We start from the raw sequence: 26973 nt of genomic DNA, 5'->3' as shown, positions 1-26973 counted from the left end.
AGAACCAGAGACACATGTGGAAGGTATTCTTCACGGCCTGGGCAGCTCTCTTTGTACTCAGTGCTCTCTGGACTTTCGCAACGCCGATTAGTGCAGCACCTGACGAACCCGCCCACCTGGTGAAGGCAGCGTCGGTTGTCCGCGGCGAGTTCATCGGCACCCCTTCTGGCTTTGGCCACGCGGTGCACGTGCCCCAGTACATAGCCTGGACGCACGCGCAGTCGTGCTTTGCCTTCAACGACAAGACCTCTGCTGCCTGCGCGACTGCATCTCCGATCGATCCGGGGTCTATCGTCGAGTCGACGACCACGGCCGGCCTTTACAATCCCCTCTACTACCTAGTAGTAGGGTGGCCGTCGCTGCTCTTCGAGACGGAAGCTGGCATTTACGCCATGCGACTCATGAGCGCACTGTTCACCACGGTTTTTCTTGCTCTCGCTTTTGTGATGGTGAGAACATGGCGACGCCCGACCCTTCCAACCCTCGCGTTAGCGGTCACAGCGACCCCTATGGCTCTTTTCCTCGCGGGGACGATTAACCCCAACGGCATCGAAACGACCGCGACCCTCGCCGTTTTTGTCGCGATGCTCAGCATCGCGCGTGAACCGGCGGTTTCGTTGCTTTCTGCCAGATCCGCCATTCTCGTCGTCTCAGCTCTCGCAGCGGTAAACGCTCGCGGGCTCTCTCCGCTCTGGGTTGCCGTCGCGATAATCGCTCCGCTATTCCTGCTGTCGTGGACCCAGCTTCGCGCGTTACTGAAAAAAAGAGCTGTGATCAGCGCGATAGTCGGAGTCGGCATTGCCGCAGGCTTCGCCCTCGTGTGGCTTTTCGGGACAAGCTCATTGACGGCAGGAATCGACACCACGACTGCGCCTGAATATCCCAGCACAGGTGCGCCCGCTGCCTACGGTTTTGTCTTCACCATCCAGCAGACGTTCGAGTTCGCGGCACACCTCATCGGACTATTCGGTTGGATGGACACGCCAGCTCCTCTGATAGTGCAGTTCATTTGGGCAACCCTCGTCGGCGGCCTACTCCTTCTTGCAGCGGCACTATTGCGAGGCCGCGAGGCTTGGGTATCCGTGGGCCTCGGCGCGGCGTTCCTTCTCTTGCCTCCCATCATCCAGGGACTGTACATAACAAGTGGTGGGTTCATTTGGCAAGGGCGCTACAACTTCCCGCTCTTCGTCTGCCTTGTGATGGCGTGTGCGGCCTTCGCCGCTACGAGTGTCCCCTCACCATCTCTCGATTCGGCGCGAACACTGTTGCCTGCCGCGCGCAGGACAGTCTTCATCGTCGCGGCAGCGATGGGGCTCGGCCATGTTCTTGCGTTCGCCGCGACACTGCGCCGCTACGTCGTAGGCGAAGACTACTCATGGCTCGATTTTTTCAGGTCACCAGAATGGCAGCCGCCGGGCGGAGCTTTGATGCTTCTGGCGCTATGTGGAATCGCCGTTACGGTGTCTGTCGCGCTGCTTATTCGTGGGTCTTGGCGCGAAATGCGCGACGAGGTCAGCGCCTCTTCAGTCTCTTCTTGACTTTGCCAATGACAGCGGCGGGACCGGCCGTGCGCATATAGAAGAAAGCGCGCTCAACGTCGTGGGCAAGACCTGTACGCCTACGACGCTTGCGATTACGCGCGGCCCCGGCAGCACGCCGTGCGCTCAGCACGCTACGGTCGCCGGCATGGTGAGCATCGGCGACGAAGTCGACGAGAGGTGCTAACGCAGCCTGCCAGTAGTAACGCTCGCGCACCCTGTGAATGTTGGCCTTCGCCTCGGCGATGAAGGCCTCATCGAATAGGACCTTCTCGAGTGCGTCAGCGAGCTGCCCCTCATTGCCCGCCTCGACGACAATCCCGAGATTCTCTGAGGCGACGAGCTCAGCAAAGTGATCGCCCTCTGTCACTACCATGGGCAACTCCGCCCAGAGATAGTCGAGGATGCGGGTGCGGAAAGAGAACGTGGTCTCGATATGCGAGAAATGGGTGCTAACCCCGGCGTCCGCCTCTGTCAGGTAGTTCTGGCGTTCGCTGTAGTCGACCCACGACTCGTTGAAGAACACCGACGTGTCGAGCACGCCAATTTCTGCAGCAAGCGCTCGCGACTCTGCGACGATGGTCATTTCCGGCACACCGGGGTGCGGATGCTTCGTGCCTTGAAAGAAAAGCCTTACATTGTCGTGGCGGTGAGACAGCTGGGCGACGGCTCGAATAAGCGTCTTCGGGTCGAACCAGTTGTACAGCCCGCCGCTCCATAGCAGGAGTTTGTCGTCGGTGCCGATGCCAGGGAGCACACCCTTAAGCACGTCGTGCTCGTGGCGGGGCGGCGTTGAAGGAAGCCCGAACGGAGCAATACTGATGAGTCCGTCGAGATCGGGGTCACCATCGTAGGTGGCAGGGTTGATCCGGCCGAGAGCCGCAAGCTGGCCGAGCCAGAACATCTTCTGACGGTCGGATGCGCACAAGAAGAAGTCACCGCGTTCAAGCTGCTCATTGAGCACCTCAGTCGCATCCTTAACCTGCTCGGACCACTGTGCAGCGGGTAACTCCCGACCCTGCTCGAGTTGCTCAAGATGCATCGGGTCATATATGTCCACGACGAGGATCTTGTCGCTATTGCGGAGAGACTCAAAAACGGCCATGGCGTGACCCTGAAAAACGATGACATCTGCCCATGCTTCAAGAGTGCTGAAGCTTGCGTCATCGCCGGGGCGCACATGCACAATTGCAAAGGGGGCTTGGATCTCTTCTGCGCCGGTCAGCGTGACAAGAGTCACGTCGTTGGCGCGTGAGAGCAACTCGGCCATATTCCAGGCCCGAATGGCGGGGCCCGCAAGCTTCTTGCCGATCGGGTCACCCGTGACAATGACAACGCGCGTGCGTTGGGCAGGCTCAAGGACGTCGAACGCCGTCACGAGGTTTGTGTAGCCGTCTAGGTAGCTTTCCGCCTGATAGACGGGTGCGTCCACTTCGCCGAAGAGTCGCCAGAGCATGCTGTCGCTGATGGTCCGGGTCGTCTGAATCTCGTCGCGCGACTTCCGCAAGCCGGGGAGGTGCTCTGTGAACTGATCGATCGCGAACATAGCCGACACTGCCTGCTTGGGTACCTCGATGGTCGGCTCGCCGTCGCCCCCAGGCTTGCGCAGGTCGAAATCGGTAGAGTCCAGCTCGCTACGACTGATGCCGCGCCGGATGGAGAGGGCGATGGCCGCGGGGAGCGCTTCATGTAGCGCTCTCTCATCGAGGTTCTTATAGAGGGTGTAGAGGGCATTGCGCTCAAGCAGGTACGTCTCCTTGTAGGAGCCGAACTCCGCCATCGAAGCATGGTGCTTATGGAACGCCAGAGACTCCGGCTCATAGGCAAAACGCCAACCGCGCAGGTTGAGTCGCCAACCAAAATCGACGTCTTCGAAGAACATAAAGTAGCGCTCGTCGAACCCGCCGAGCGCGTCGTAAACGCTGCGCCGCACAAACATCGCTGACCCCGTGCCAAAGAGCACGTCCTGCGGAACGTCGGGCGTCTTCGGGATCGGCTCTGCCGTGAACGGCTTGTAGCCCATTCCGTACCACGTCATCGCCGAGCCGATGTAGTCGACGAGATTGCCCTCCCAATCGAGCACCCGGCTGGCTACAGCACCAATCGCATCGTCCTGACCGAACTTGTCGACTGCCGCTCGAATCCATTGCTTGTCTGGCCTGGCATCGTTATTCAATAGCGCAACGAACTCGCCACTGGATGCAGCTACCCCCCTGTTGCATCCGCCCGCGAACCCATCGTTTGTCTTGGAGATGACCAACTTCACGTGCGGCGCTGCAGCCCGAATGCGCTCTGCGCTGTCATCACCAGACCCGTTTTCGACGACCACGATCTCAAGCTTCTCCTGCGGCCAGTTAATCTGGCCGAGGTGCCCAATAGCCTCGATGGTGTCGTCGGTTCCGCGAAAGTTAACGAGGACGACGGAGACGACTCCCGGTCGCAGCTTGTGCATGTGAGCCTTTCGAATGAGGGATCTAGCCAGCCGGAGTTTACCAACCGACGGTCGAGGCCCGTCGCCTCGAACTCGATCGACGTGACGGGCGAGACCAGATCAGAAACGCAGCTTTCGCGCGAGATCGCTGAGTACGCGGACTGGTTTGGTGACACGCCATGAGAAGCTTGTTTCCAGGCCGGCGACTCGCGTTTCAAGCTCCCGCACCCTGCTGCTGCCGGCGAGTTCCACCTGCTGCACTAAATCGGGTGCGCGTTCACCAGTAAGGCAGAAGTTCACCAGCGGCTGAAGCACCGTCGGCCATCTCATAGCCTCGGCAAAGGCGGCGACCCGCGCGGTTGTCGCCGCATGCGCCTCACTATCGAAAAGCACCTGTTCAAGCGCAAGCTCGAGAGCGGCGACATCCTCAGCAGGAACTACTTTTCCGAGCTGATTCTCGACTATGAGCTCGGCAAACGTATCGCCCTCAGTGCTGACTATTGGGAGCGACGCCCAGAGGTAATCGAGTATGCGAGTGCGAAAGCTAAATGCCGTCTCCAGATGATCGAGGTGAGTGCTAACCCCAAGGTCTGCGTCAAGCAAAAAGTCTGCTCGCTCCTCATACGGCACCCAACCCTCGTTGAAGAAAACGACAGTGCCAAGCAGCCCGAGCCGCTCTGCAAGTTCCCGGGCTTCAAAGGCCATCCGCATCTGTGGCACGTTCGGGTTGGGGTGCTGCCCTCCGAGAAAAAAGAGACGAACGTTCGGGCGCCGCACAGCGAGTGCAGCAACTGCCTTCACCAGAGTGAGTGGGTCGAACCAGTTGTAGATCCCGCCTCCCCACAGAATGACCTTGTCTTCGATGCCAATGCCAGGCACCGTTCCTTTGATTGCATGCCTTCGTTGCACGGGCGCTGCGCCGTCCAGGCCGAAAGGAGCGACGTCGAGCAGTTTGCGCAGGCTCGGATCGTGGTCGTAGCTCACCGGATTTACCCTGCCTACTGAGGCAAGCTGGCCGAGCCAAAAGTCTCGTTGCTTTTCCGACGCGCAGAGCATGTAATCCGCCCGCTGTATCTGTTCATTGAGCACCCGAATGACGTCGACCGAGCCAGCCAACCTCTGAACAGGGGTCAGGTCTTTTCCTTGTTCGAGCTGCTCCAGGTGCATGGGGTCGTAGATGTCCGCGACGATGATTTTGTCGGTCTTCTTGATCCAGGGGAACGAGGCGAGCAAGTGTCCCTGAAAGACGATGACATCCGACCATTCGACATCTGAGACCAGAGTCTCTGCCGTTGCTTCGATGACGTCGAAATCCGGATGTGCCAACGTTGCGTGCGTCGTGGAGACGAGTCGCACATCCGAGACTTTGGAGAGTTGCTTTGCAATTTCAAACGCACGAATCGCTGGACCGGCCATGCGAGTGGCCAGCGAATCGGCGGTGACTACGAGGACACGTCTGCGCTGGGGCATTAAGAATCGTCCTTAAATGACAGGGGAAGGCACAGGCGAGTATCACCGAGCAGAATTCGATCTTAACACCCGGCTTTCTGGGAACGGCCGGTATAAGTCCACCGAGCACGGGATAAGCTTTGGTGCGTTTTGTCACTCAACTATCGCCGGAAAGGCATCGGTCAGCACCACGATGAAAGAGTCCCACCGTGTTCAGACTGACACCCTGCGTACAACCGTGAGTGATGAGCCAGCCAACAGTGCGTCCGGCGGCGGTTTCAAGGCCTGGCTCCGTACTTCGTGGGTCGCCATCGTGTTGGTGATCGTTGCATTGGCGATGTGCTTCAGCAATACGGCACAAGGCTCGCGGGCTTTCTCCCCGTTCGACGAGTGGGTGTACTACGACTACATCAGCAAGGTGCCGAGCCAGCTTTACGTCCATCAAGGCGAGAATATTGGCGAAGATGCCCTGAGCCTCATGGCGTGTTTCGGCGACGGATACGGCCCTCGCGGCGAGCCGTGCACCGGACTTGACGGGACATACGACGAGCCCGAGCTTTATCCTCAAGAAGGTAAGACGTCAGCCGACCCGTACACTCCTGCGTATTTCGCGACCACCTGGGCTGCCGCGTCAGTGATTCAGTTCGTCACCGGGGTGGATCTCCTTATTGCCAGTCGGGCTGTGAGCGCTCTGTGGCTGGCCGGCGGCCTCATTGTGCTCACGATGTTCCTCCGCGAGTTTCGTCTGCGCCCAATTCTCATTCTCGGTCTTGGCCTCAGCTACACCGGGCTCTCTACGACCTTTTATGCCTCCAATTTCATCAGCACAGATGCCCCGAGTCTTCTCGCCGGCGCAACCCTCGGCCTGCTGGCAGTGAAATTCGCGAAGACGGGGCGGTACGCACCCTGGCTCGCCATCGCGGCGGCCGTGGCCGTGTGGTTCAAAATCACCAACATTTTCGCTGTCGGGATCGTGGTCCTGGCACTCCTCGCGCACGCTTTCTTTCGCCACCGGGCAGGCTACCGGTCGGCACCACCGTCGCCGGTTCGAATGGCCGTTGTGGCGGCAATTACGGCCGCCACGGCAATTGCGGCCGAAATCATCTGGCTGTTGATATGGAAGGCTTCGAGCGTCGGCGAGGGCCCTGATCAAGGAATCTCGACAGACCTTTCCCCCCGTGCCACCATCGCCTCGCTCTTTACCTTCTTGCTTCCCCGCGACGGTGTCAGCATAGGTATGGGGTGGAGCGCCATAATGCAGGCACCTTACGCTGCGCTCCTTGTGGCTGGAGTAGTCGGCTGGTTCTTTAGAGACCATCACGATGACAGGAACCGCGCGTGGAGCATTGCGATCGCCGTCTCGGCCACTCTGTTCGCCCCCGCGCTGATGATCGCGTTCCAGCTTTTGCTCGGTGAGGTAGCTCCAGTGATTCCCCGCTACACGTTGGGCATGGCTCCCATGATGCTGTTAGCTATCGGGATGATCGCTAACAACAGGATTAGCGTTTGGCTAATACTCGCCTACGGCATCACGATTAGCACGTTCTCCCTCGCGGGCTTCTACCTCTAGCCGAGGCGCTATTCCCCGAGATTGAGTGACTGCCTATAGGCCGCGACGGTTTCGTCGACGGGCCCGGCCATCATCAGACTTCCCTTGTTCAGCCAAGCAGCGCTGTCACACATTTCCAGCACTGTGGACATTGCGTGGCTGACCAGGATCACGGTCTTGCCGTTCGTTTTTAGATCGCGGAATTTCCTAAAGCACTTCTCCTGGAACTCGGCGTCGCCGACAGCGAGAACCTCATCAACGACCAGGATGTCCGGCTCAACGTGAATGGCTACTGAGAACCCCAACCGCACGTACATTCCAGAGGAGTAATTCTTCACCGGCTGATCGATGAATCGTTCAACTCCTGAGAACTCGACGATTTCGTCGTACTTGCTGTCTATCTCTTTTTTGGACATCCCCAGAATGGAGCCATTGAGATAAATGTTCTCGCGACCAGATAGCTCGTGGTGGAAACCTGACCCGACTTCGAGCAAAGCTGCCATCTTGCCGTTGTGTGTGATGCTGCCCTTGTCTGGCGTATATATCTTTGCGAGGCACTTGAGCAGGGTAGATTTACCGGACCCGTTGCTGCCGATTAGGCCGAAAGTCGAACCGCGAGGCACATCGAACGAAACATCGTTGAGCGCCCAGAAGTCCTCGTGGACGGAGGTCCGCCCGCGCATGATGGCGGCCTTCAGAGTCTGGTTACGCTCGTGATATAGGCGAAACTTCTTGCTGACTTCGTGAACTCGAACTGCAGTATCGCCACTCATAGCGCCTCAGCCAGGCCCTTCTCCTTGCGGGCGAAGATCGTCAACCCAATTGCGAACATTCCGACCGCCCAAATGAGGCACGTAACCATGCTGCTGGTGTCGGGAAACCTGTTGTCGTAGAGCAAATTGCGAAAAACCTCTACAAAACTTGCCATCGGGTTCAGCTGGTAAATGTCGAGAAGCGTTACCGGGGTGCCGAGTAGACCGCCCACCTTGTCTGACTGCACCGCGACGAGTGAGACGGGATAGATGATCGGGGTGAGGTACATCCACATCTGGAGAGCAATAGACAGCAGGTGTTCGGTGTCTCGGAAGTACACATTCGCAATCGAGAGCATGAGAGCAATTCCCGATGCGAACAGTGCGAGCAACAGCATTGTGACGATAACCAGCGGCAACCACGGCAGCACAAATGCTCCTGCGATGCTCAAGACGATCGCCAGGACTGCCATCTCGAAAAGCCAGTTGAAGCCAACCGCACCAACGACCGAAAGGGGTAGTACCGCGCGAGGGAAGTACACCTTCTGAATCAGCCCTGCGTTGCCGACCAGGACTGAGGTTCCTGCGTTGAGAACACCAGCGAAAAACAGCCACGGTAGAAGGCCGCATAGCAGCCAGAGCGCGTAATACTCGATACCGCTTGGGTCCCCCACCTGCGGCGGCAACTGAAAGAGGATGCCGAACACAAGCGTGTAGACGAGCATCACCGCGAGCGGGTTGACCAGCGACCAGAGCTGACCGAAGACGGTTCGCTTGTACTTGCCTTTGACTTCACGAAGAGTGAGGTTTGCAAGGAGCTCTCGGGCAGAGAGAAAGTCCTTCAAATAGCGCATTGAGCCTCACTGAATGTCTGGCCGGGAATTGGCCGGAGACCAATCTAGCGCAGAACCGCTCCACAGATTCTGGCAACCCTGGGAGCGGTAGGATAAGAGCATCAATGGACAATTCACCTGCGCACGAGCCTCTCGAGCTCGGCATCGTCACCGTGAGCTTCGGATCGGGCGGGGTTCTCCCTTCCTTCCTGGACTCCGTGCAGATTGCGACGACTCATCCGCACCAGTTGGTCATCGCGGATAACAAGCCGACTGACGATGAGAACGTCGCTGGCATCGCCGCCGCATACGGCGCCGACTATGTTCCACTTGAAGACAACCCCGGCTACGGTGGCGCCATAAATCGCGCAGTGCGCCTACTCGAACCGACGATTCGCTGGGTTCTTATTACTAACCCCGATGTCGTACTCGGCCCCGGATCTATTGACGCACTGGTCGAGGCGACGAACGAAGACTCGTCGGTTGGATCGGTCGGGCCGGCCATTCTCACGGCCGAAGGTGAGCTATACCCCTCGGCTCGACGTGTGCCCTCACTTCGAATGGGCGTCGGCCACGCGTTGTTTGCGAACTTGTGGCCCCGCAACCGCTGGAGCAGGGCTTACCGTAATGACTGGGACGAGAGCGCCCGCGACGCGGGATGGCTATCAGGCGCATGCGTTCTAGTGCGGCGCGATGCCCTGAGCATGCTCGGAGGTTTCGACGAGAGCTACTTCATGTATTTCGAAGATGTAGATCTTGGCGCCCGACTCGGCAAAGCCGGTTTTCGCAACATCTATCGCCCTAACGCGCGAGTGGTCCATTCCGGAGCCCATTCAACCGCAGAGACATCCGAGCGGATGCTGCACGAGCATCACAAGAGCGCGAGCCAGTTTCTGTCGCGAAAGTATGCGGGCCCCTTGCTCTGGCCGGTGCGAGTAGCGCTTCGCTTGGGTCTTTCAGCACGAGCCTCTATCGAAGGTCGGCGGCTTCGCGACCGTAGCTAATAACGTGAGTCGACGTCATTTCAGCGTTTCGCACGCGATTCCGTCTCCATCGCTATCAAGTTTCGCCACGTCTCCATACAGCGGGAAATAGCGATCGAACCACGCCTGCGCCTCGGCCCAGGTTCGGAAGTCAGAGCAATTCTTCGAGTCGCCCGGGTTCCCGGATAAGGGGGGCAGAATAGGAGCAGGTGGAGCAGGCGGAATGTACTGCGAACACGGCAACCTTTCCCCGATCGCAGGGGCGAGCGCCTGATCTCCCCCAAGCAGGACGACGCTGCCGACGCCCATACGGCTGAACTCCGCGAGAACGGAATCGGGAACGCAGTGCCCCGGGATGATGTAGAGAGGCGCACCGCCAGCACCTGCAAGCGCAGCTCCCGCGAGCGCATCGGCAAAGCCCGTGCCGACTGCGAGGAAGGCGCGGGACGCCGATGGGAATGATGCGCGGTTGATCGCCAGCGACGTGGAGTAACGATCCACGCCCGACAATCGCGCAACGTCGGTAACAGCAGGCAACTGGCGAAGTGAATTCTCGATTCCGTCACTCACGACTGCAGATCCACCGGCAATCGACACCGCCGTGGCGCGAAGGGTCACCAGCAGGCCTCGAGTAGCTAGATCTACTGAGCCAGCCGCACCCTGGACAAGAATCACCCCTGAAGAACTCGCACCAGCCGCTGCTGATGCGCTCAGGGCGTCGGGGAAGTTTTCGCCGGTGGCGATAAAGACCCTCGACGATCCAGACACACCAAACGCCCGTTCGGTGACGATCCTCGAAGTCGAGTAGCGGTCTACCCCCGAGTCGCGCCGCACAGAGGAGGAAAGCCCTTCGAGCTGGCCGTAGACTGCATCGCCAACCGCAGATGGGCCGCCCACGACAACGATCTGTTGCGGGCTCAACCGCTGAAGCTCCATGCGCACAGAACTCGGCAATGCGTCCGGCAGAGTTAGGAGCAGAGGGCCGCCTTGTGAAGCTGCGGCGGGCGCTGCGCTTAAGGCGTCTGGATAGTTGCTTCCCGTCGCCACATAAACGACGGGGACTCCCGGTGCGTAGTTCTGAGAAATCGCAATCGCCGTCGCGTATCGATCAGCACCAGAGATGCGGGTCGTTCCGTTACCGAGCCCATCACCAGGAACGCCGGGCGACGCGCTGGTGACCCCTGCGCCCGCCGCCAGCATTAACCCACTCAAGAACAGAAGGAGAAGGGCACGGCCCAATATACGCATCCGATAACTGAAGCAATATCAGAGGAGCAGCAACACACCCCATTCAGGGGTAGCGACGAGGTTCTGCGAAGCGTACTTAATTGGTGGCCTTTGCTGCCAACAAGCGCTTTAGATAAGCACCGTATCCACTCTTTTCGAGAGGGCTGGCAAGCTCGGCGAGTTGCTCATCCGTGATCCACCCGGCACGCCAAGCGATCTCCTCGATGCATCCGATCTTGAAGCCCTGGCGATCCTCGATTACCTTCACATACTCGGATGCCTGCATCATCGACTCAAACGTTCCCGTGTCAAGCCAGGCCGTGCCCCTGTCGAGCACCTGCACCCGCAGCTTTCCGCTGGCCAGATAACGCTCGTTCACAGTGGAGATCTCCAGCTCACCCCGAGCGCTCGGCTCAATCGATTTAGCGATCTCAATCACAGAATTGTCGTAGAAGTACAATCCAGGCACTGCGAAATTGCTCCGAGGGTTCTTCGGCTTCTCCTCGATCGACACCGCCGCCATGTTGTCATCAAATTCGACTACGCCGTACGCCGTTGGGTCGGCGACCTGGTGGGCAAAGATGAGGCCACCCTCGATCTCTCCGTGCTGACGAAGCGACGAGCCGAGACCGGCACCATGAAAAATATTGTCACCTAGGACGAGTGCGACACTCTCGTCTCCGATGAACTCTTCTCCGATGATAAACGCCTGAGCAAGCCCGTCAGGTGACGGCTGCACCGCGTACTCGATGCGGATTCCGAGGTCGCTGCCGTCACCAAGAAGAGCCCTAAACTGCGAGTTATACTCCGCTGTCGTGATAACAAGAATCTCGTTGATGCCCGCCATCATGAGCGTCGACAGGGGGTAATAGATCATTGGCTTGTCGTAGATGGGCATGAGCTGCTTCGAAATGCCACGAGTAATGGGCCACAGTCGCGACCCAGAACCACCAGCAAGAATGATTCCGCGCATGGCTAGCCCACCATCCCATTCAACGAATCGTAGAATTTGCGCACGTTGCTCCACTCCGGCAGCATGCCCATCGCGGCTGCTTCATGCAGCCCCGGAGCTTCTGTGTCTTTGGGAGACAGCAGTAAGTCCCCGACTTCGGCAGGAAAAACGAGCCCAACAGCCTCGTCGAGCGGATTGATACCGTGCTCCGCGGGAGCGTTGTAAACATCGCTTACGAGGTAGCTGACGGTCGCATCGTCGGTGAGCGATACGAAGGCGTGGCCGAGGCCCTCGGCAATGTAAATGGCCCGGCGATCAACGGTGTCGAGCAGCACGGAATCCCACTGCCCAAAAGTTGGGGAACCCACCCGTATGTCGATCACGTAGTCGAGCACCGCTCCATGCGTTACCGTGACGTACTTCGCCTGTCCCCGCGGAACATCAGCAAAGTGAATGCCGCGTACTACGCCCTTTTTGGAGACAGAAGTGTTCGCTTGGCGGAGGTCGAGCGGGTGTCCGACAGCCTCGCTCAACTTGTCGAAACGGTACCACTCAAGAAAGACACCACGATCATCCCCCAACTGCTTCGGAGTGATTTCGTAAGAGTCCGGAATAGAAAGCTCGCGGATTTGCACACCGCGAGTCTAGCAAGACGGCCACATGCCACGTACTCGGGCATGATGGTAGACGATGCCTGAGGGCATCCATCCAAACTATTCACACGAAAGTCGAGCATGCCGATTCATCAGAGACTCGTGACCGAAAGTCGCCGGTTCGGATCCGCTGGCGCTAGCGCCATTGCGCTGGTGCGTCGAGTTGCCGCCACCCCGGCACGACTCAAGCTCGCCCGTGGATACGCTGCTTTACTGGCATCGAGAATAGAGTTTTCGCAGCTTCTCGGCACTCCATCCTCTGACAGCCTCCCGATCGTCATCTGCCTATGGAACCGCCCCGGGCGCATCGGTGACATCCTGCGAATAGTCGACGAACAGCACACAAGCAGACCCCTAAGGCTCGTGCTGTGGAACAACAAGCCTGAAAACGAACAGCTTTACACGACCACGATCCGGCAGTTTGCTGCTGTTGGATCGCTCGACAGTGTTGAGATTTTTACATCACCCACGAACATTGGCGGGATTGCGCGTTTTGTTGCCGCACGGGAACTGGTACGACGCGGCTACAGCGGGCCGTTCGTCATGCTTGACGATGATCAGATCCCCGGACCGGAATTCGTATCAGACCTGCTCACGGCATACAGTCCCGAGTCAATTTCGGGACTGTGGGCATGGAAGAACGACGGCGCATACTGGAATCGTCAGCAGATCACCGAAACCGGCGAACGGGCCGACCACGTGGGCACCGGCGGCAGCATCGTCGATGCAGCGATCGTCGACGATAACCGCTTCTTTACCGCTATCCCCCAACGCTTCCTTTTTATGGAAGACATCTGGATGAGTCACTACGGCGCGCGAAACGGCTGGCCCCTGCGAATGGTGAAAACGCCGGTGGAGTTTGTGCTGAGCGAGCTAGATCAAGGACACGCCATATTTGATCAGAAGGAACTCTTCTACACCTGGCTCAAAGACCGCGACCGCATTCCGGTCAGGCGCGTTCAGCGCTAACCGCGCCTGCGTGCTCGACCGATCCACGTCGACACAGCACGCAACGGCTGCGTAAGTCGCCAGGAGAGCGTCGATCTATAGATCTGATGAAGCTCCTCGCGAGCGACGGCGACATCCTCTTGCCACTTCTCGACCTCCTGAAGCTGGGATTTCTCGGCTTCGGCGATTTGTTGCTTCAAGAGATTGAGGTCGTTCTCGAGCCGGCCGACTTCGACGCTCGGCACACGGAGAGCATTCGCAAGTCGATCCTGGGTCAGGCTCCATTTGCGCTCCGCGCGCACCGGCCACTCGTGCCACTCCGAGCCCAGGTTGTCGATCTCGATCGCCTTGACAGGCAGGGCAGTGCTTCCAGCCACGAAGTTGATGGAGAGTTGGTCGCGACGCGAATATCGCAAAATGTGGTCGTGCCAGAGTGACATTGCAGCATCGACCTCTGCCGTATGCCTGCGGGCTACGAGAGCCGTCCAATACGGCAGTTCTTGCAGCGTGTTCGGACGGATCGAAGAGTAATGGATCAGCTGTTCATAGACGCGTGCTGGGTCGTCATAACCGTCAGTCGCAACGGTGTCGAACTCACCGATGACCGTCTTTCTAAAGCTATGGCGCGGGATCGCGATGTCAGCATCGACAAGCCATGAATCGAGGATGACCTCAGGGGTGACGCGTAACCGCACGCTGTTGTCGATCCACAACGACTCGTCGTAATCAGCGAAGAGGGTGTATCCGCGAGTCTTGAAGTATCGGGCACTTCGGATGCTATCCATCGGAAATCGAGGCTCCACCAGGCGGATCTTCCAGGTCTCGCTGGTGAGCTCTGGATCATCGGTGAAGCAGACGAAATCGACAGTGGAGCTGTGCGCAAGCGGCTGCTCGTTGAGCTTTTCGTACTGGCCCATAAGTGCCGTGTAGAGAACGCGGCGCGGTGATGCCGAACTCACTTATGTGCCCTCCCCGACGTTCCTTGAAGCCTAGCAAAGGCTCCTTTGCAGTGTAACGACATGCGCCTCAGCATGGCGCGAGGGTCATCACTCCCGCTCCGAGAGCCTGTACGCCGCCGAGTAGCTGCACCTTGCTTGCCCCAGCAGTTCGAAGAGAGTCAATCACTGCAGAAGGTACGCACGTAGTCGGAGCGAGGAATAGCGGGCTTCCATCTCGCCCTGCCACCGCACCGCCGGTTAGCCCGTCGGCAAAACTCAATCCAGTGGCGATGAACGCGCCCGAGTACGTGGGAAACGCAGCCCTGTTCACTGCGACTGAGGTGGAGTAGCGATCTACTCCCGCGAGCCGTGGCCTGACACTAACGCCGGGGAGCGCATCGATCGACGCAACCATGGCGTCTGACACGGCTTGAGGACCGCCGACTATTGTGACGTCGACGACACCCCACCGCGCGAGAGCATTCGCAACATCAGGGTGCACCGAAGTAGCCGTTCCGTCGACCAAGATCAGCGGGGCATCCTGGAATCCGGCAGCGGCAGCCGCTGAGATGGCGTCCGGAAAGTTCGCTCCCGTTGCCACATATGCTCTGCCCGATTTAAGAATTCCCACTGATTCCCCGACTGCGAGCGACGTGTGATAGCGGTCCCCTCCAGACATGCGCTCAACGGGCGCAATTGCCGCAAGCTCCGCCTCCACCGAATCAGTGATGACAGCGGTGCCACCGACAATGACAATCTTTTTCGGCGCCAGCCGTCGGATCTCTGCCAAAATGCTCGGCGCCGCACTAGATGAAGCGACAAGAAGCAGTGGAGCGCTCTGCGATGCGGCAGCGGGTACCGCGCTCAGGGCATCGGGGAAGTTCTCGCCTGCCGCAATATAAACAGCGTCTACGCCCGGCGAGAAGTTATTGATCGACACTCGAAGAGCGGTGTTGTACCTATCTGTTGCGTCGATTCGACTGGGGGTCGCGGCACTAGGCACGGTTACCGACAGGCAGCCGATCAGAACATCGGAACCCATGCCGATATTCTGCGCGTCGACACAGATCTCCTGTTGGCCAATCGACGATGCAAAGGTGCCGCCAAAGCCGTGGTTTGTCCCTGCACCAGCCGACGTATTCGGCTGGTTTGCCGGAATCAGCACACTCCAACCGGCCCCACGAACCCGCACATTTACCGCGGAGTTCGGAGCGTCAGCATCGATTGCCCAGCCAGTGACCGTTACGGCGTTGGCGGAAACGGTGACGGATTGAAGTGCGCCGGTCGGGTCACCGATGGGGCTTCCAAACCACGTGGAGTAGTAGACCCAGAAGTTCCGGTTTCCATACGACGAGCAGGAATCTCCCGTTCCAAAGAGATTTGCGAGGGCAGCTGCATTCGGCTGATACGGCGTATAGCTGTACAGAGCCGCAGTGGCGTAGTTCTGGATGTTGACATTCGTTGCGCCGCCGGTCGGGCTGTTGTAACCACAGAGTGATGGACCCTGCGCGCTCGCGGGATAGAACGCAATGTTTCTAACCCCAGGCTGAGTAGCGAAGCGCGCTGCCCTGTACGTGTTGAGTTGCTTAGCGCCCTCATATACCTGGTTGAAGAACCCGAAGAACGCGGGGTCGCACGGGGCCGTATCCGGACAGTTGAACCCCATGGCACGATTCAGCGCCGCGATTGAAGGCTCGTTTTTAGTGACCAGCCCTTGTTCCTTCTGGAGCGTGACCAGGATGACCTTTGCGCTGATTCCGCACGCTTGCTGAACCTTGTAAATGATGGCTGCCGCAAGCTCCAGGGAGCCGTTCCCTTGGTAGGCGCCACAGCGCAAGTTACCCGTCGAATCCGAAACCGACCGAGGTTTTGAAACTGTCGGGAATCCCCCGTTGTTTAGGCAACGGTCATTCTTGCAGACACCGATTCTGGCATTGAGAAACGCTTGGATCTCGGCCTGAGTCATGGCGTTCGCGTCATAGAACTTCGAGTCATCGATGATGTATCCAGCTCTGAAGTCCGAACCACTAAGTGCGGCCGCCTCCTGCGCGGGCTGCACGGCGACGAGCCCAACGCTCAAGAGCAGAATGCCGACAACCATGGTCGCCACCCACGTCGATCTAGTCTTCCGACGAGGTCCGCGACCCCGAACCCTATCCTTCGACGCACGCAGCATGTTATCGACCCCTTGATCCCGTGTTCACCGAGACCGATACTAGCCAACCTCGACCTTGTCATCGTCGAACTTCGTCGGAAAGTCGCCGCACCGCGACACCGTCAACGCCGACCGGTCAACAGCAGCTGCCGAACGACCCGCGAGCGCCGGTGCGGGGTAGCGGTAGGCTTTGCCAGGAGTATCAGCGACGCGAAAGCAGGCCCCATGAGAATTCTCGTCACCGGCGGAGCCGGGTTTATCGGATCGAACTTTGTGCACTACGTTCTCGCCGAGACCGAGCACTCTGTGACCGTGCTGGACAAGCTCACATATGCCGGCAACCTCGCCTCTCTCGATGGCCTGCCCGCCGACCGGTTTGAGTTCGTCAAGGGCGACATCTGCGACGCTCCCCTCGTCGATGAGCTGTTTGCACGTCACGACGCGGTCGTGCACTACGCGGCGGAGAGCCACAACGACAACTCGCTTGATGACCCGCGGCCGTTCCTCGACACGAACATCATCGGCACCTACACGCTTCTTGAGGCGGCGCGTAAGCACGACATCCGCTTCCACCACATCTCGACCGACGAGGTCTATGGCGACCTCGAGCTGGACGACCCGGAGCGGTTCACCGAAAAGACTCCCTACAACCCGTCGAGCCCCTACTCGTCGACGAAGGCGGGCAGCGACCTTCTGGTGCGCGCATGGGTGCGCTCGTTCGGCGTGAAGGCCACGATCTCGAACTGCTCCAACAACTACGGGCCCTACCAGCACGTCGAGAAGTTCATCCCGCGCCAGATCACCAATGTGCTGCGCGGTGAGCGCCCCAAGCTGTATGGCACGGGCGAGAACGTGCGCGACTGGATCCACGCGAACGACCATTCCTCCGCTGTGCTCACGATTCTGGAGAAGGGCGTCATCGGCGAGACCTACCTCATCGGCGCCGACGGCGAGAAGAACAACACAGAGGTCATCGAGCTGATCCTCACCCTGCTCGGCCAGCCCGCCGACGCGTATGACCATGTGAACGACCGCCCTGGCCACGACCTTCGCTACGCGATCGACTCAACTCGACTGCGCACCGAACTCGGCTGGGCTCCGTCGTTCTCCGACTTCGAAGCTGGCCTTGCCGCGACCATCGAGTGGTACCGCGACAACGAGTCATGGTGGGCCCCGCAGAAGGATGCAACCGAAGCCCGGTACAAAGCTCAAGGTCAGTAGAGCCTGCCCACCACCCTCCGTCTCACCGGACTGTGCGCCTCCGATAGGGGGCGCACATTCTGTCTCGGTACACTGAACCAATGAGCTTTGACCCGGCGCCCGATCCGCAGCTGACCATCCTTATCGCCGGAGCGAACGGGATGCTGGGCCGAGACCTGCAGGCCGTGCTCGCCGAGACCTCCCACACCGTGACGGCACTCGGCCGTGACGCGCTGGACATCACCGACCTCGATGCCGTGCGTGCAGCATCCGCGGGTCATGACGTGATCATCAACGCCGCCGCCTATACCAAGGTCGACGACGCCGAGAGCGATGAAGACACCGCATACGCGATCAACGCGACCGGCGCTGGTAACCTCGCGACGGCGGCTGCCGAGAACGGCGCCATGCTCGTGCAGGTATCGACCGACTATGTTTTCGACGGCACGGCGACGACGCCGTACGCCGAGACGGAACCCGTAAACCCGGTCTCGGCCTACGGCCGCACCAAGGCAGAGGGCGAGCGTCTGGCCCTGGAGAACAACCCCGGCCGCACCCACATTGTGCGCACCGCCTGGATCTATGGCGAGCACGGCTCCAACTTTGTCAAAACGATGCTGCGCCTTGGTCGCGAACGCGACACGGTGAGCGTGGTGACCGACCAGGTCGGCCAGCCCACCTGGACCGTGGATCTTGCTCGCCGCATCGTCGAACTGGTGGAGGCGGATGCTCCCGCCGGCATCTATCACGGCACCAACAGCGGCGAGGCAAGCTGGTTTGACTTCACGCGGGAGATCTTTCGCTTGAGCGGGCTCAACCCCGACAACGTTCTGCCTACCGACAGCGCAACCTTTGTGCGACCCGCGCCGCGCCCCGCCTATTCTGTGCTGGGCCACGACGCGTGGGGACGCGCAGGCTTCTCGCCGATGCGGCCGTGGAAGGAGAGCCTCGCCGAGGCCATCGCGACAACGTCGATAGCGAAGTCATGACCATTGAGCTCCGCGTAATCGTCGATCAGCTTGCCGCCCCGGTTCCCGGCGGCATCGGCCGTTACACAGAAGAACTCACGCGTCATCTGGTTGAGACGGCGCCCGAGGGGTGCACCGTGGCGGGGGTCGTCTCTCGCGTCGCGGAAGAAGACCGCAACCGCATCACGACCCTTCTTCCCGGTCTGTCATCGCTCATCTCCCTTGACCTGCCGCGGCGGGAGCTCGCGGCCGCATGGCGGCTCGGCATCCCCGTTCCCGGGCGCGACGCCGACGGCGATCGCCGGCCCATGTTCGGCATGACTCACGCCACGAGCGCCCTCGCCCCGCTGTTTCCTCACGACCGCAACCGTGACGCCGGCAACCAGACGGTCGCCACCATTCACGATGTCGTGCCGTGGACTCACCCCGAGACCCTTACGCGCAACGGCGTTGCATTCCACAAGACAATGGCAAAGCGGGCTCACCGCCACGCCGACGCCGTTGTGGTGCCAACCCATGCCGTGGCCCGCGAACTCACCGAGATTATGGACTTTGGCGACCGCATCCGCGTGATCGGCGGCGCTGTCAGCGCAAAACTCAGACGCCCCATCGATGCCGATGCCCGGGCAGAGCGTCTGGGGCTGCCGGAGCGCTACATCCTGGCCGTGGGCACCCTCGAGCCGCGCAAGCGACTCGCAGAGCTGATCCGATCGCTGGCCCACCCCGATTCCGTTGACCTGCCGTTGCTCATTGCGGGGCCAGAAGGCTGGGGCGGCATCGACGTCGCCGCGGTCACCGCAGAGGCGGGCCTCTCCCCCGATCGCGTGCGCACCCTCGGGTTCGTTGCCGACGCCGACCTCGCCGTCGTTATCGAGCGGGCAACGGTGTTCGTCTTGCCGAGCATCGCCGAGGGTTTTGGGCTGCCGATCGTGGAGGCATTCAGCCTGGGCACCCCTGTCGTGCATTCCGATGCCACGGCACTCGTCGAGGTCGCGGGCGGTGCAGGCTTCACGGTCGCGACGGCCGACCCCGAGAGCTACTCAGAACGACTGGCTCAGGCGATCTCATCGGTCGTCAACGACGACGAGGCGCTGCAGCGCATGCGCTTTCTCGGCCTCGACCGGGCGCGCGCCTTCAGCTGGGAAGCATCCGCGCAGCAGGTCTGGCAGCTCCACGCCGACCTATAACCGCGGCACAACGACAATCACGGCACAACGACACGGCTACTCGCTCGGCGACGGGCTCAGCAGGGACTCCTGCACGAGCGTGTGAATCGCCGGGTAGTCGGGGTTGAGGGTGTCGACCTGCGGCGGAACCAGTTCGAGGGCGTTGATCGGCAGCGACTGGGACTTGGCGGCAATCTCGACGAACCGCGAGAGCATGACCTTCGGGATGTCGGTCTTGACGACATCCGCCCCCGCCTCGGTGATGGCCTGGAACTTGGTGACGACGTTGGCGGGATCCATCTGCTGAATGATGGCCTCCTGCACCTGGCGCTGCCGCTCCATGCGCTGAAGGTCGTTGCCGTCGAACCGCGAGCGCGCGTACCACAGCGCCATCTCCCCGTTGAGGTGCTGAGGGCCAGCCTCGAAGTAGCCATACGGGGTTCTACTCGTCACAGGACCGTAGGCAAGCCGCTCAGGCACATCGATGTCGATGCCTCCGAGCGCGTCGATGAGCTGCGAGAAGCCCTGCATATCAATGAGCACGTAGTACTGGATGGTGAGGCCGGTGATGCCCTCAACCGCATCGCGCATGGCCTCGGTTCCGGCGTTGCTGCCCTGTGCCTCGGCATCCGGATAGAGCTCTGGGCGCTGCTCGCCCTCGGTGTAGAGGTAGCCGAGCAGGCACTCATCCCCGCAGTCATAGCCGTTGGGGAACGGGCCAAACATGGGCGATCCCTCGGAGAACGTGGCCTGCTCGAAGTTGCGGGGAAGGCCGATGATCGTCGTCGACCCCGTCTCAGCGTCAACGCTGACGACGGAGATGCTGTCGGGGCGCAGCCCCTCACGGTCTGGCCCGGCATCGCCGCCGAGAAGCATGATGTTGTAGCGGCCGTCGACGGGCTCGGCGTAGTCCCCGCTCGTGAAAACCTCGGAAATGGTGTTGCGAGCGACCCCGGCGAGGTTGGCCGCGTAGGCCGCACTACCCGCCGTTGCGAGGAGCGCAATCACCGCGAGGGCGGCGATGAGCGGGCGGGCTCCGGGGGCGGCCCGAACGATCCGCACCAGCCGCAGAGTGTCGAAGCTGAGGGCAAGCCACAGCACTGCATAGGCGATGAGCACGATTTGAATGATCGTGAGAGCGATCACATTGGTGCCGAGAGCAATGAGGATATTGCTGTTGATAAAGAAGACGACGATGGCCACGAGAGCGAGAGCCCAGAAGACGATGGTCGCGCCCAGGCCGAAACGCCCGAAGCGGCGGTTGCCGGCGAGCACCTGCACCGAGCCGGGGATGAGCACGTTGAGCAGCACGAGCCACCACGCCCTCGTGGTCATGATCCGACGAGAACGGATGTTGGGATACCGCACCGGAAGTGTGCTGTCGCTCACCGGTTCCGTCCTTCGTATCGTCGGGCTATCACGCGCCGATTCGCGCCTTCAACGCAGCGTTCTTGCCCTCAACGGTCGACTCGAGCTCTCGGGAGTACTGCGCGACAGCCTCCGACAGCACGGGATCTGATGAGGCGAGAATGCGCACGGCAAGCAGACCAGCGTTCGTGGCGCCGCCGATCGAGACGGTCGCAACGGGGATTCCGGCTGGCATCTGCACGATGGAGAGCAGCGAATCCATGCCGTCGAGCCGCGCCAGTGGCACGGGAACACCGATCACGGGCAGAGTCGTCACCGAGGCAACCATGCCGGGAAGGTGGGCGGCGCCGCCAGCGCCAGCGATGATGACGCGGATGCCGCGGCTCGCAGCTTCGCGGCCGAACGCGATCATCTTGTCTGGTGTGCGGTGCGCCGAAACGACCTCAACCTCGTGGGCTACGCCGAACTCAGTGAGGAGCGCTGCGGCGTCGGCCATGACATTCCAGTCAGAGTCGGATCCCATGATGATGGACACGAGAGTTTCGGGCATGGTGTCGATATTAGCGCCGCCTACTGCGGGAAACTTGCGAGGCGCGATGCGGCGCGGCTCACGCCCGCTGCCACGCGTGCCAGTCGGGATCATGGCCCGGCCACACCTCAACACCATCTTCTTGATCGAGCGCGGCCAGCCGTTGGATGGCGGCGAGCGCAGCATCCGCATCGCCCGGCCGTGCCGTGAACCCACAGGGGCGGACCTGTTCGATGCACTCCCTGAGGTCTGCGGCGTCGCACGCGAGCACGATCGATTTGTCGGCGAGATCGACCCTGAATGACTGATGACCTGGGGTGTGGCCGCGGGTATCGAGGGCGGTAAGCCCCGGCGCAATCACGGTGTCCCCGTCAAGGAGAAGCACGTGGAGGTCTGGGCGGAGGTAGTCCTCACGAAAGTACACATCGCGCACCCCGGCGACGTCGACGGCGAAGCTCCATTCATCGGCCTGCACGAGCATGGGGGCGTGAGGGGCGACGAGGCGGAGCCCGCCGGAATGATCGCCGTGCAGGTGTGAGACGGCGCATGCGGCGAGCGCCCCCCACGAGAGGCCCGCCGCCGCTACTTGGTCGGCGAGAGGGTCTCCCGGCGGCACGACCGCGGTGTAGCTGTCGTAGTTGAAGCGTTGCCGTCGACGCTCCGGATCCCGAATGACGTCGACGTCGAAGCCCGTATCGATGAGAAACCATGCGTCGTCATAAACGATTGCCGCCCCCGTAACCGGCTCAAGCAGAAACCGATCGCGTCGGCCGCCCGCAATCGACAGGGACTCCGCGATGGGTTCGTAACCGAGCACCAGCGGGACGAGCTTTCGTGGGGCGCCGAGCAGAGCAAAGCGCTCTGCCCAGGTCTCGTCGAAGGCACCGCAGGATGCGACTGTACTCACACGATCCCCTAGAGTGGATACAACTTTAGATAATTGGATACACCATACGCGAGAAGGACTCTCGCCCGTGAGAAGGAATCCCATGGCACCGACCGAACCCCGCCCCCTGCGCTACACCGCAACCCTCGTCGCCATTGGAGCGATCGCCGGAATTCTCTCCGGGCTCTTCGGAGTCGGTGGGGGCATCATCATTGTTCCCGCCCTCGTGCTCCTCCTCGGGATCGAGCAGCGGCGGGCGACCGGCACGTCCCTGCTTGCGGTCGTGCCGATCTCCATTGCCGCGGCGGCCTTTTATGTCGCCAATGGCGCCATCGACTGGCGCGTGGCCGGGCTCCTTGCGGTGGGCATTGTGATCGGCGGGCAGATCGGCAGCCTGCTTCTAGCCAAGCTGCCCCAGCGAACGCTCCGCTGGATCTTTATCGCATTCATGCTCGCTGTGGCCGTGCGGATGCTGCTCGCCATGCCAGAGAGCATCGATGGCGCCCTCGACATGGACGCCTGGCACATCATCCTTCTCCCGCTCATCGGCGTCGCATTCGGCGTTCTCGCCGGGCTCCTCGGCGTGGGTGGCGGGGTGTTCATCGTGCCCGCCCTCATCCTCGGATTCGGGGTGGGCGAGCTTGATGCCCGGGGCACGTCGCTGGTCGCCATTATCCCCGGCGGCATCACCTCAACGATTTCGAACCTGCGCCGCAAGAACGTTCTGCTTCGCGAGGGACTGACGGTGGGACTGGTCGGCGCGGCCTTCACGTTTGCCGGGGGCGCTCTGGCGTTCCTCATCCCCGCAGGGGTGGGGAACATCCTGTTCGGAATCTTGCTTGCCGCTCTGGCGATTCGCCTGATTGTCTCTGACCTTAGGGCGAAGCGAAAGAACCGTTGACACAAATGGATCCATTTCTTGAAGAATCGGATACAGTTTGTCCATGCGCACAGTTGAGTCGGTAACGGGACCCATCGTCGGCAGCGAGATGGGGCTCACGCTCCCCCACGAGCACGTCTTCATCAACATGACCCCGAGTGAGCCGCGCGACGGCCTCATGACCGTCTGGGACGAGCGCGTCGCCGACATCAACCTCTTCGTCGCCGCAGGGGGCAAGACCCTCTGGGATATGACCAACGGCGAGCTCAGCAACCACGCCGCCCCCGTCTATTTCGATCGCAACCCGGCCAACCTCATCCAGAACCCGACGACCGGATCGCGCTCGATCGCCAACGTCGCCGCCACGAAGGCGATCGCCGAGGAGACGGGCGTCACCGTAATCCTGGGCACCGGCCACTACTTTCAGCACTACTTCGACACGGAATGGTGGGATCGCAACTCGGTCAACCAGATCGCGGACTACCTGATTGCTGACCTCGTCGACGAGATTCCCGGAACCGGTGTGCGCGCCGGATTCCTCGGCGAGATCGCGAGCGATCTGCCCCACATCACCGCCCAGGAGGAACGCTCCTTTCGCGCCGCAGGACGGGCAGCCGCCGAGACAGGCGTCATGGTCAGCACCCACGCGCCGTCGTTCCCCACGGGCGAAGCGCAGATCGACATCCTCGTGCAGGAGGGCGTCGAGCCCGAGCGCATCGTGATCGGCCACACCGACACCGTCAAGAACATCGAGTACTCCCTCGACCTGCTGCGCCGCGGCGTCTACATCGAGTACGACTGCATGATGGCCGTCAAGTCCGGCGGGCAGGTCAGCAACAACGAGCTTGAGCGTCGCATCGACTACCTCGGCACCGTGATCGACGCCGGTTACGGCGAGAAGATCCTGCTCTCGCAGGATGTGAGTCAACGGTCGCACCAGGCCTCCCACGGCGGGCCCGGCCTCACCTTCCTCTTCGAGGAGTTCACCGAGGCCGCGACGCGCGCCGGTATCTCTAACGAAACCCTTCAAATGATCTTCGTCGACAACCCCCGCCGGGCAATGTTCGGGGAATAACCGAAGAGAACATCGACCACTCACCACCACGAACTAACGCCACCGCCCCCGACCCAGATAGAACTATCTGGCGACCACTGCAAGGAGATCACCATGAGCGCGCTCGACATCAACATCAAAGTGACCCCGGAAATGCTTCACTGGGGTCGCCGCCCCACCTTCGAGATGGTCGAGGAGATCAAAAACGGCTACCCGTCCGACGTCTCGCGCTGGCTCATCGGCGCCCACACCGGCACGCACGTTGATGCGCCCTCTCACTTCGTCGAAGGCGGAACGACCGTCGACGAGATCGCTCTCGACAACGTCGTCGGCCCCGCCCGCGTGCTCGACCTGCGCCACGTCGAAGAAGAGATCACCCCCGCCGACCTGCAGCAGGCTGGCATCGGTGACGCCAAGCGCGTTCTCTTCAAGACCCGCAACTCCACGGATGCGCTCACGCGCGCTGAGAAATCGCCGACCTGGGTGGGCCTCGGCCCCGAGGCTGCTCAGTGGCTCGCCGACAACGGCGTGCTGTTCGCCGCCAACGACTACATGACCATCGAGGCACCGGCCAACACCGAGAAGTGGCCGACCCACGTCATCCTCTGTGGCGCAGGAATCGTCATCCTCGAAAACGCGAACCTCGCGGATGTCGAGCCCGGCGACTACATGATGGTCTGCCAGCCCGTTCCCTTCGAGGGGCGCGAGGCCGCACCGGCTCCGACCGTTCTGCTGCCGCTGGCCTACTAGCCACCCGCCCCGCGCAGAAACCCCCTCGACGCTGCAGCGCCGAGGGGGTTTCTGCTGTGTGGATCGTCACCGGCTGGGCCGAGCATCCACACTCCGCAGTTGCTACTACCCGACGGTGTTGAGCCACTCGAGCACACCATCGCTCGTGACGAGCGCATCGCGCTGCAGGTACTCGATCGCCTCGAGTGATGCCTGATGCGCACGCTCGCTCGACCCGCCGACGCAGTCCGTGAGCACACGAACGAAGTAGTCGTGCTGGTGTGCGTCGACCGCCGTGTAATGAATGCACACATCCGTGAGCCCGCCGACAAGAAATAGGGTCTCGGCCTTATACGCCTTGAGCACGATCTCGAGTTCTGTGCCGAAGAACGCCGAGTATCGGCGCTTGCGAATCACAAACTCGTTGGGCTGTGGGTCGATCCAGTCGGCGAGCGCCGTGCCATCCTCTCCCTCGACGCAGTGGGGGCCTTCGGCACCGTCGAGCTCGCGACCAATGTCGACGAGGCTCGGCTTGTGCACCTCCTGGATGAACACCACCGGCACGCCGGCCTGGCGGCAGCGCGCGATGAGGTTCTTGACCTTGGGCGCACGACCCTCCTTGCCACCCATGAGCGGGATGCCCGACTCTGGCTGCGCAGGGTCCCCAGACCCTCCCTGGATGTCGACAACAACAAGAACGGCGTTGCCCGTGACACTGATGGGGGCGCTGCTTGGTGCACTCATGGTGGTTCCTTTCGGGAGATGCGGCGCTAGGGGCGGTTCAAAAGGCGACGCGGATTGTCGATCATGATCGTGGAGATGAGCTCGCCGTTGTCGCCCGCGATGCGCGTGATGGCGGGGCCGATGCGGCGAAAGAGGTGGTCGTAGCCGTTGCCGCCGTTGCGGCGCAGGTTGCCCTGCGACCACACGTCGGCGGCGATGATGAGCTGCTTCGCGTGACCCTCCCCCGCGAGCCACTCCACCATGTCAAGACGCTCGGCGTCGGTCGGGCACCGCAGCGCCGTCGAGCCGTAGTGGAAGTCGGTTCCGAAGGTGTCGTAGCCGAGGATCGCTCCCGACTGGGCGATCTCGCGGTGGTAGCCCTTGTCGAAGTACTCGTCGAGGTGACCGATGATGATGCGGTCGGCGGGCATCCCCTCTTCGAGGAGGACGTTCAGAACATCAATGCCGCCCGGCCCGCGGAACGACTGATGCATGTAGACGGTCGTTCCTGTTTCGGCACCCGCACGGCCGGCCGCGCGCACCATCCGCCATTCGGCGTCGGTGATGGGCCAGCTTGTTCCGATCTCGCCGAGGATCGCTGGGATGACGCCGTCGCGTCCGTCGCGCAGCTGAGTCAGAAGTACTTCGGTGAGCTCGTCGACGCTGAGCCCCGCTACCCGCTCGGGGTAGGTCTCCTCGACATAGAACCCGGCGCCGATGATGACATGGACGCCGGAGCGACGCGAGATCTCGGGCAGCTCTGAGACGCGGGCGCCCATGCCGTCCAGGGTCAGCTCGACGATCGCAGAGCCTCCGGCCGCGGCGACGGTCGACAGCTCTTCGACGGCAACATCGATGTCATCGAGGATGAGGTTCTCGGGCAGGGAGAGAGCGTTCCAGGCGAGGTAGCTGCGCAAGCCAGGCCCCATGGGCACGCCGGCCGGAGGCTCCTCCACCCGCGGCTTGCTCCAGAGGGAGAGGTCGCTCAGCACGTGCTCGTGCATCGAGGTCGCGCCAAGTTCGTGCGGCTCGATGGGGCCAAGGGCGGTGTGGATTGGCATA

24 protein-coding genes are annotated in these 26973 nt (G+C 61.2%); 10 read left to right on the top strand and 14 right to left on the bottom strand.

Going from position 1 to position 26973, the window contains the following annotated elements; all coding sequences use genetic code 11:
* Window positions 1–14 precede the first annotated feature (14 nt).
* Window positions 15–1538 (top strand): DUF2142 domain-containing protein, encoded by a 1524-nt coding sequence (locus tag C2138_RS02920; protein WP_159078121.1) that lies wholly within the window; start codon window positions 15–17, stop codon window positions 1536–1538.
* On the opposite strand, the gene C2138_RS02915 is transcribed toward C2138_RS02920, so the two are convergent.
* Both C2138_RS02915 and C2138_RS02910 read right to left on the bottom strand, forming a co-directional pair.
* Window positions 1513–3990: a glycosyltransferase gene (locus C2138_RS02915; protein ID WP_108515396.1), complete on the bottom strand. Its 2478-nt coding sequence runs from the start codon at window positions 3988–3990 to the stop codon at window positions 1513–1515. The two genes, C2138_RS02920 and C2138_RS02915, sit on opposite strands and share 26 nt — an antisense overlap.
* Window positions 3991–4089: 99 nt before the next feature.
* Complete coding sequence (locus C2138_RS02910; RefSeq protein ID WP_108515395.1) at window positions 4090–5439, bottom strand: glycosyltransferase; 1350 nt, start codon at window positions 5437–5439, stop codon at window positions 4090–4092.
* Window positions 5440–5656: 217 nt separating this feature from the next.
* On the opposite strand from C2138_RS02910, the gene C2138_RS02905 reads away from it, so the two are divergent.
* A complete protein-coding gene (locus tag C2138_RS02905; protein ID WP_159078120.1) occupies window positions 5657–6988 on the top strand; it encodes a hypothetical protein in 1332 nt (443 codons plus the stop codon).
* Between the two features lie 8 nt (window positions 6989–6996).
* On the opposite strand, the gene C2138_RS02900 is transcribed toward C2138_RS02905, so the two are convergent.
* The gene (locus C2138_RS02900) at window positions 6997–7740 is read right to left on the bottom strand and encodes an ABC transporter ATP-binding protein (protein WP_108515392.1); all 744 of its coding nucleotides are present in this window, start codon (window positions 7738–7740) and stop codon (window positions 6997–6999) included.
* Window positions 7737–8573: an ABC transporter permease gene (locus C2138_RS02895; protein ID WP_108515390.1), complete on the bottom strand. Its 837-nt coding sequence runs from the start codon at window positions 8571–8573 to the stop codon at window positions 7737–7739. Before C2138_RS02895 ends, C2138_RS02900 begins: the two co-directional genes overlap by 4 nt.
* A gap of 104 nt (window positions 8574–8677) precedes the next feature.
* On the opposite strand from C2138_RS02895, the gene C2138_RS02890 reads away from it, so the two are divergent.
* Window positions 8678–9556, top strand: a complete 879-nt coding sequence (locus C2138_RS02890) for a glycosyltransferase family 2 protein (protein WP_108515389.1) — start codon at window positions 8678–8680, stop codon at window positions 9554–9556.
* 15 nt (window positions 9557–9571) lie between these two features.
* Here the strand turns inward: C2138_RS02890 and C2138_RS02885 are convergent, their stop codons facing one another.
* The 3 genes from C2138_RS02885 to C2138_RS02875 all read right to left on the bottom strand — a co-directional run bounded on the left by C2138_RS02885 (window position 9572) and on the right by C2138_RS02875 (window position 12349).
* A complete protein-coding gene (locus C2138_RS02885; protein WP_108515387.1) occupies window positions 9572–10783 on the bottom strand; it encodes a cell wall-binding repeat-containing protein in 1212 nt (403 codons plus the stop codon).
* A 76-nt stretch (window positions 10784–10859) separates the two neighbouring features.
* On the bottom strand, window positions 10860–11735 hold the full coding sequence (gene rfbA, locus C2138_RS02880; protein WP_108515385.1) for a glucose-1-phosphate thymidylyltransferase RfbA: 876 nt from the start codon (window positions 11733–11735) through the stop codon (window positions 10860–10862).
* Between the two features lie 2 nt (window positions 11736–11737).
* On the bottom strand, window positions 11738–12349 hold the full coding sequence (locus C2138_RS02875) for a dTDP-4-dehydrorhamnose 3,5-epimerase family protein (protein WP_108515383.1): 612 nt from the start codon (window positions 12347–12349) through the stop codon (window positions 11738–11740).
* A gap of 171 nt (window positions 12350–12520) precedes the next feature.
* Between C2138_RS02875 and C2138_RS02870 the strand changes: the two genes are divergently transcribed.
* The gene (locus tag C2138_RS02870; protein ID WP_206749483.1) at window positions 12521–13336 is read left to right on the top strand and encodes a glycosyltransferase family 2 protein; all 816 of its coding nucleotides are present in this window, start codon (window positions 12521–12523) and stop codon (window positions 13334–13336) included.
* Here the strand turns inward: C2138_RS02870 and C2138_RS02865 are convergent.
* Window positions 13333–14274, bottom strand: a complete 942-nt coding sequence (locus C2138_RS02865) for a glycosyltransferase domain-containing protein (RefSeq protein WP_108515380.1) — start codon at window positions 14272–14274, stop codon at window positions 13333–13335. The two genes, C2138_RS02870 and C2138_RS02865, sit on opposite strands and share 4 nt — an antisense overlap.
* 67 nt (window positions 14275–14341) lie before the next feature.
* Window positions 14342–16354 (bottom strand): cell wall-binding repeat-containing protein, encoded by a 2013-nt coding sequence (locus C2138_RS02860; protein WP_206749482.1) that lies wholly within the window; start codon window positions 16352–16354, stop codon window positions 14342–14344.
* A gap of 279 nt (window positions 16355–16633) precedes the next feature.
* On the opposite strand from C2138_RS02860, the gene rfbB reads away from it, so the two are divergent.
* From rfbB to C2138_RS02845, 3 genes are all read left to right on the top strand, one after another.
* Window positions 16634–17629 carry a dTDP-glucose 4,6-dehydratase gene (gene rfbB / locus C2138_RS02855; RefSeq protein WP_108515376.1) on the top strand — a complete coding sequence of 332 codons (996 nt, stop codon included), beginning with the start codon at window positions 16634–16636 and terminating at the stop codon, window positions 17627–17629.
* 80 nt (window positions 17630–17709) lie between these two features.
* Entirely contained in the window at window positions 17710–18597 is an 888-nt protein-coding gene (gene rfbD / locus C2138_RS02850; protein ID WP_108515375.1) for a dTDP-4-dehydrorhamnose reductase, read from the top strand.
* On the top strand, window positions 18594–19763 hold the full coding sequence (locus tag C2138_RS02845; RefSeq protein WP_108515373.1) for a glycosyltransferase family 4 protein: 1170 nt from the start codon (window positions 18594–18596) through the stop codon (window positions 19761–19763). The genes rfbD and C2138_RS02845 overlap by 4 nt, the downstream gene beginning before the upstream one ends.
* A gap of 36 nt (window positions 19764–19799) precedes the next feature.
* On the opposite strand, the gene C2138_RS02840 is transcribed toward C2138_RS02845, so the two are convergent.
* The 3 genes from C2138_RS02840 to C2138_RS02830 are packed head-to-tail and all read right to left on the bottom strand — an operon-like array spanning window position 19800 to window position 22546.
* Complete coding sequence (locus tag C2138_RS02840) at window positions 19800–21131, bottom strand: LCP family protein (RefSeq protein ID WP_241961156.1); 1332 nt, start codon at window positions 21129–21131, stop codon at window positions 19800–19802.
* 28 nt (window positions 21132–21159) lie between these two features.
* Window positions 21160–21660, bottom strand: coding sequence for a 5-(carboxyamino)imidazole ribonucleotide mutase (gene purE, locus C2138_RS02835; protein WP_199286561.1), 501 nt, complete (start codon window positions 21658–21660; stop codon window positions 21160–21162).
* Between the two features lie 58 nt (window positions 21661–21718).
* The gene (locus C2138_RS02830) at window positions 21719–22546 is read right to left on the bottom strand and encodes an N-acyl homoserine lactonase family protein (protein WP_159078117.1); all 828 of its coding nucleotides are present in this window, start codon (window positions 22544–22546) and stop codon (window positions 21719–21721) included.
* Window positions 22547–22628: 82 nt separating this feature from the next.
* Here C2138_RS02830 and C2138_RS02825 point away from each other — a divergent pair, with 82 nt between their 5' ends.
* The 3 genes from C2138_RS02825 (at window position 22629) to C2138_RS02815 (ending at window position 25209) form a co-directional block, all read left to right on the top strand.
* Entirely contained in the window at window positions 22629–23426 is a 798-nt protein-coding gene (locus C2138_RS02825; protein WP_108515370.1) for a sulfite exporter TauE/SafE family protein, read from the top strand.
* A 43-nt stretch (window positions 23427–23469) separates the two neighbouring features.
* Window positions 23470–24480: a phosphotriesterase family protein gene (locus C2138_RS02820; RefSeq protein WP_108515368.1), complete on the top strand. Its 1011-nt coding sequence runs from the start codon at window positions 23470–23472 to the stop codon at window positions 24478–24480.
* A 93-nt stretch (window positions 24481–24573) separates the two neighbouring features.
* Window positions 24574–25209, top strand: coding sequence for a cyclase family protein (locus C2138_RS02815; protein ID WP_108515366.1), 636 nt, complete (start codon window positions 24574–24576; stop codon window positions 25207–25209).
* 105 nt (window positions 25210–25314) lie between these two features.
* Here the strand turns inward: C2138_RS02815 and C2138_RS02810 are convergent, their stop codons facing one another.
* Both C2138_RS02810 and C2138_RS02805 read right to left on the bottom strand, forming a co-directional pair.
* Entirely contained in the window at window positions 25315–25932 is a 618-nt protein-coding gene (locus C2138_RS02810) for a cysteine hydrolase family protein (RefSeq protein ID WP_108515364.1), read from the bottom strand.
* Between the two features lie 26 nt (window positions 25933–25958).
* Entirely contained in the window at window positions 25959–26972 is a 1014-nt protein-coding gene (locus C2138_RS02805; RefSeq protein WP_108515362.1) for a phosphotriesterase family protein, read from the bottom strand.
* Window position 26973 lies beyond the last annotated feature (1 nt).

The organism is Salinibacterium hongtaonis (genome assembly GCF_003065485.1).
Taxonomy (GTDB): domain Bacteria; phylum Actinomycetota; class Actinomycetes; order Actinomycetales; family Microbacteriaceae; genus Homoserinimonas; species Homoserinimonas hongtaonis.
This window is presented reverse-complemented; position numbering and strand designations above follow the sequence as displayed.